General features: G+C 39.2%; 7 protein-coding genes and 1 pseudogene. 6 read left to right on the top strand and 2 right to left on the bottom strand.

Features of this window, described 5'->3' with window-relative positions; genetic code table 11:
• Positions 1–211 precede the first annotated feature (211 nt).
• Positions 212–834, bottom strand: a pseudogene (istB, locus tag SIN01_RS15270) (IS21-like element helper ATPase IstB).
• 134 nt (positions 835–968) lie between these two features.
• The gene (locus SIN01_RS13970; protein ID WP_141306142.1) at positions 969–1,535 is read right to left on the bottom strand and encodes a Mu transposase domain-containing protein; all 567 of its coding nucleotides are present in this window, start codon (positions 1,533–1,535) and stop codon (positions 969–971) included.
• A 10-nt stretch (positions 1,536–1,545) separates the two neighbouring features.
• On the opposite strand from SIN01_RS13970, the gene SIN01_RS15140 reads away from it, so the two are divergent.
• The 6 genes from SIN01_RS15140 to SIN01_RS15135 all read left to right on the top strand — a co-directional run bounded on the left by SIN01_RS15140 (position 1,546) and on the right by SIN01_RS15135 (position 4,889).
• Entirely contained in the window at positions 1,546–1,704 is a 159-nt protein-coding gene (locus SIN01_RS15140) for a hypothetical protein (protein WP_156994765.1), read from the top strand.
• Between the two features lie 52 nt (positions 1,705–1,756).
• Positions 1,757–2,431, top strand: coding sequence for a GH25 family lysozyme (locus tag SIN01_RS13965; RefSeq protein WP_047035403.1), 675 nt, complete (start codon positions 1,757–1,759; stop codon positions 2,429–2,431).
• Positions 2,428–2,913, top strand: coding sequence for a DUF5776 domain-containing protein (locus SIN01_RS13960; protein ID WP_010027508.1), 486 nt, complete (start codon positions 2,428–2,430; stop codon positions 2,911–2,913). The genes SIN01_RS13965 and SIN01_RS13960 overlap by 4 nt, the downstream gene beginning before the upstream one ends.
• A 1-nt stretch (position 2,914) precedes the next feature.
• On the top strand, positions 2,915–3,289 hold the full coding sequence (locus SIN01_RS13955) for a hypothetical protein (RefSeq protein WP_010027509.1): 375 nt from the start codon (positions 2,915–2,917) through the stop codon (positions 3,287–3,289).
• 269 nt (positions 3,290–3,558) lie between these two features.
• The gene (locus tag SIN01_RS13950) at positions 3,559–4,089 is read left to right on the top strand and encodes a hypothetical protein (protein ID WP_010027510.1); all 531 of its coding nucleotides are present in this window, start codon (positions 3,559–3,561) and stop codon (positions 4,087–4,089) included.
• Positions 4,090–4,733: 644 nt separating this feature from the next.
• Positions 4,734–4,889 (top strand): hypothetical protein, encoded by a 156-nt coding sequence (locus SIN01_RS15135; protein WP_156994764.1) that lies wholly within the window; start codon positions 4,734–4,736, stop codon positions 4,887–4,889.
• Positions 4,890–4,959: the final 70 nt, after the last annotated feature.

Below are 4,959 nucleotides of genomic sequence, written 5' to 3'. Positions count from 1 at the left end.
AGCATCTCTTGGATTTACGTAGTCTTTGAGATAGACTTCCTCGTACTTGCGAATGTCAATAAAAAAGTAGACCACGTGCCAGAAAAAAAGTAGACCACTCGTGCCTGTAAAATAGTAGACCATACCAGTCAAAACGCTGAGAAAATAATAGGCCACTTTTTTTCATATGTACATCCACAAGGCTAAAATATACTCCTGCAGATGCATGACATTACTTAACGTTTTCATTCTTTGTTTGTAGTAACCGAAATGAATCATCAACGTTCATATCAAGAATATGTGAGCGAAAAGTGAGACGATCAATTAATGCCGTCACCATAATTTCATTTTCAAACAACTCTGTCCATCTTGAAAATTCAAGGTTCGTGGTGACAATAATGCTTGCACGTTCAGAACGATCAGAAATGACTTGAAACAACAACATTTCTGATTGATGACGATTAAATGTGAGATAAGATAATTCATCTAAAATTAATAGATCAATTTTGGACAAGCTCTTTTCAAATTTAGCCAAACGATTATATTGATGTGCTTCAGCCAATTCATTGGCAAGGCCGGCAGCAGTGTAGAATTTAACCGTGAATCCAGCTTGGCAGGCTTTCATTCCAATCCCAATAGAAGTATGGGCTTTACCGGATCCAGGGTTACCTATCATCACAACACTCTGTCTATTTTGATAAAGTCACAGCTAGCCAATTCCCAAACCGTTGCGGGGGAGATATGGATTAACCGGCTAAAATCAAATTCATCAAGCGTTTTAGGATAAGGGAATTTAGCTGCTTTTATTCTCCGTTTCTGCTGGTTTTCTTGTCTTTGAGAAACTTCTCTTCTCATCAAATCCCTAAGAAAATGTTCATAACTTTGTTCATTATCTAATTGGCGAATAATAGCTTCATAGTCAGTAAATGAGGGGGTTCTGAGCTGCTTCGCGTATAGTTTAATCGCTTCCTTTGTCGGATTAATGGTGGTCATATAGCCTTGTCCTCTCCTTTAATTAATTGATCATATTGGCTCAATTTAGCAGTTTGAACTTTTATTTCATTGGTTAGAGGGATCGGTTTTATATCAGGCACAGGTGGTATGAGTGAAGAGCGAACGAGTTCTATAGAAAGGTCCTGACGGACCTTAAGTCCTTCGACTGCCGCAATGACCTTATCTTCCCCATAATCCACACATAAACGTAATAATTTCACCATGTCTTTAGGACCGGAAGGTTGTTTTCCAATCTCTAGAAGTTGAGAGGAGACGGTGCTTTTTACTGGTTTAGCATTAAAAACACTACGTGGCCTACGTTCAATGAGATCGATGTAATGTTCAAGCTTGTATTTCGTATCTCCACGTCCGTAGCAACGCGGATACTCCGCTATTTGAACGCGCTTATGAATCATGACAACTTCATTTCCGAAGCCTTTAATGCTTATATCTTTACCCACATAATTGATGGGCACGGAGTAATAATTATAATCAAATTTGACAGTAGAGAACGTGTCAACCTTATAGATAAAGAGAGGAAACATCAGCAACGACAAGGCCAATGAGTTTCTGATGAAGCAGAACATGCACATTACCGATTTACTCGGTGGAATTCAGCAAAAAAAACAAGAAGTCCATAAATGGACATGGAAAGCGATCTTTCAGCTGGCTGTAACGGCTGGAAGCATTGCAACGATTATCAGCTTTTTATTGTCCCATTTTCTTAAATAAGCGCCTGTATGGCGCTATTTCTTTACATAAAGGGAAAGGAGGCGAAAGACACATGGGAAAATATCATAAAAGGAAGCGATTTTGGTTGAAACGTTTTTTGAATGGACTTATTGCAGGAGCGCTAACAATTTTGTTGGTGCTCTCTTTTATTGCGCCGGCACAAGCCACACCGGAAAAAGACTTCGTTGATGTGAGCCACTGGAATAACAGCAAGGGGCTGCCGCTAAGCTTTTATCAGACAATTAAGCGGGGCGGCTATAAAGCGGCTGTCATCAAAGTCTCGGACAGTACGAGTTATCTAGATCCAACCATGAGCGTTAACATCGCAAATGCTCATGCTGCAGGACTTCGTGTGCATGCTTATCACTTTGCACGGCTAACTTCTATCGCAGACGCGAAGGCAGAAACGGCATGGTTCTCTACTTGTCTTAAAAATGTCGGCTTTAAGTCGTCTTATGGTATGGCCGTGGTTGATGTGGAACTGGCGACCGCAAGCAAGAGCAAGCTAACCAGCTACACCAATACATTCCTTGCACAGATGAAAGCAAAGGGCTACAAAATCGATCTTTATACCGGTTCGGCTTTTTATAACGGAAAAGATCCAAGTCTCGACGCATCAAAGTTGTCTGTCAAAACCCTTGGCTTGCTCGATACAGTGCCAGCTATCAGCAACCTGCTTGGCTTAATGGAAAAAAAGGAGCGTGGCAGTGGACAAACAATGAAGTGATTAATGGACAGTTGTTCGACGTTTCGCAGGATTTTGCCGGTAAATACACTAAGTCGGTCAGCAGTTCTGTCGGCAAGATTAAGTCAATTAGTCTCGTGGATTATTTGAAGGCTAAGAAGCTATCGTCTAGTTATTCAGCCCGCAAAAGGATGGCCGCTAACTATGGCATCAGCAATTACACTGGCACAACTGCGCAGAATCTTGCCCTTGTCGCCAAACTGAAAGCCGGTGTTAAGCCAGCCAAACTCTACAATCCAGCAGATTATCTCAGCACTGCGAAAAAAGTTAAGACAGCAAGGATGGTTTATTTGTATCGCTCAACCGATTTTTCTAGCAAGTATCGCGCAGCCAAATTTAAAAAGGGCACACTCTTTACGATTGTAAAGGCGGGTCAAAGTCCTGTAAAAAAGGTGCCACGGTTGAAAACGAAATCCGGATACTGGATCACGGCGAATAAAAAATATGTAAAGAAGGTTAACTAATATGGAAAAATTAATTGAAGATGTACTGATTGATGTGCTGCAGTTGCTGGCGGTTGGTGTTCTGTCGTTAATCGGCTATTATGTGTATCATTCCGCAACCTATAAGCAGCTGGAAAAATTGGTGCTGGCCGTGGAAAAGAAGTCGCCGGTACTGGATACTCTGATTGATAAGGTAAAGGCAGACGCTGAAAAGTTGCTTGACAGCCAAGAAGCTAAAGACGCGACTGCGCAGGCCATCGTGGATGTACTTAAGAAGAAAGGTTTGAAAAATGTGACTGCTGATGAGGTAGCCAAGGTTATTGATGAATTGAAGGCAAAAGGAACGGAAGCTGTGAAGGAACAAGCTGCGACTACCCGAGGACAAGCACAGAAATGAAATAATGATTCACCGCCCTTGTCAAGTAATGTCAATTAAAATCCATATAGGTATTATGACCTATGAACATGGGGGATTTTCGTGCGGGATCGTGCGCGACCCCGCATATATATTTCGTGATCACGCACAGAAAAATACGTTTTAATATATTATCTTGGACCTTATAATGAAAACTAAATAAATTAATGAGTTAACTTTTTACAAGTTTAGAAAGTATGGTGGTGATCAAAATATAAATAAATATGTAATTTAGTAAAGGAGCGTGTAGTTTGAAAAACAAAAAGCTGATAATTATTTTGAGTCTCATCCTTATCATTTTTATTGTTTGTGGACTAACCTTTTTATTTTTAGAAAAAGGCCAAGAATCAAAGAATGATCCTTTAATTTGGTTTAGTACTGAAAAAGCAGCAATAAAAAGTGCTATAGAAGAACAAACTTCGGGTAATTCAATTTTATTAAAAGGAACAAACTACATTAATGGGAAAAAAGCAATTCCGGTCTATTTTAAAAACAAAAAGGATGGAGAAGGGTTTATCGTTATTGTTTTAGAAAAGAAGGGGGGAAAATATGCAACATTGTTAAATGGCTCTGGAGCGGCTGTAAGTGATCCGCCTGGTCTTTCTGAGGGACAAGAAGTTGTGCCTGGAATCATTTTCAAACTAGATAAAAAGCACAGATACATCCTCTACTTTGGTAAAAATAAGAATCACTCAAAATCAATTACTTTAAAGGGCAACAAAAAAATCGTTCCTTTATATGTGAATAACACTGATATTTATTATAGATTGGAGAGATATTAATGAGAGTTAAGTTTAGTAAACTTGAGGTGTTTTTTGCGTTAAGTCTATCAAGCTTATATGATATAATTACAGACAGGCAATAGATGAAGCATATGAGCGGATGCGGTGACGCCCTCTGAAAGGGGGGGGAGCCTATGACAGTATACCAATCATTAACATTAATGATTAGTTTTGCAGTGCTAGTGCTGATGCTGTCAAATAAAAAGAAATAATCCGTCTCGTATGCCATTCACGGTGGCTAAGACGGATTACCCTCAATTTGTGTAATTTGTTCAAGCATCGTTCCGCTCTTATTGCGGATATTGCCATCCCGTCAGTGTTCATGCACTGGCGGTTTTATTCTACATTCCTTATGTCTACATTATACACAAAAATTCCTGATTGATGCAAAAATTTATAATCAAAATCCTAGCACTGGCCAGTGTTTTTGTTATTTATCCGTCATCCTCATTTGTCTCAAGTAGGAGTTATGATTGAGCTTCCTCCTTTAACTGCCTGCGTCTTTCAGTAATCAATTTTTCGGGTTTTTAATTATATGGTTTCAATTGCAGTCAGATTTACATAGTTAAAAGAAAAATGGGTCATAGTAGTTCATGGGTCGATGTACTCAATCCAAATAAAGGATAAAAGAGGTGAGCTGGGAGATGTCCAAGTTTGATGATGAGAACAGAAATTTTGATGAAAGACAAGAAGATCAGCAAGAAAAAAAGAATTTAAACGTAGAATTCTCAAGAACACTCGGTGAAGAAAACAAAGAAAACGAAGAAAAATTAAGCGATCGAAATAACAACAAGAACTGACAAAAAAAGATTCCGTCAAAATGACGGAACCTTTTTTCGTTTTATTTCTGAAGGGCCTGGACAGTCAAAA

This window comes from Sporolactobacillus inulinus, assembly GCF_006539285.1.
In the GTDB taxonomy this organism is placed as follows: Bacteria; Bacillota; Bacilli; order Bacillales; family Sporolactobacillaceae; genus Sporolactobacillus; species Sporolactobacillus inulinus.
This window is presented reverse-complemented; position numbering and strand designations above follow the sequence as displayed.